We start from the raw sequence: 320 nt of genomic DNA, 5'->3' as shown, positions 1-320 counted from the left end.
GAGTACAAAGGAAGCGTCCGTTCCTTGAGAACTCAACAGCGTGCCAAAAGTCAACGCCAGATATGTTGATACCCCGTCTACCGGACATCATGTTCGGTGAGATATGTTGATACCCCGTCTACCGGACATCATGTTCGGTGGCGAGGTTCCTTTGAAAAAGTCCTTCTACGGAAGGCACACAGCGAGGACGCTGTGAACGGCCGGGACTATTCCTCCCGACCGTTCCGCTCTCGTGGTGTTGAACCGGATGACCGGTACACATTCACGGAGAGTTTGATCCTGGCTCAGGACGAACGCTGGCGGCGTGCTTAACACATGCA

At 54.1% G+C, this 320-nt stretch carries 1 rRNA gene; it reads left to right on the top strand.

What is annotated here, in order from left to right:
- Positions 1-261: 261 nt before the first annotated feature.
- Positions 262-320: ribosomal RNA gene (locus OO63_RS41145) — 16S ribosomal RNA — on the top strand; the annotation flags it as partial.

Source organism: Streptomyces alboflavus, from assembly GCF_000716675.1.
Taxonomy (GTDB): domain Bacteria; phylum Actinomycetota; class Actinomycetes; order Streptomycetales; family Streptomycetaceae; genus Streptomyces; species Streptomyces alboflavus.
This window is presented reverse-complemented; position numbering and strand designations above follow the sequence as displayed.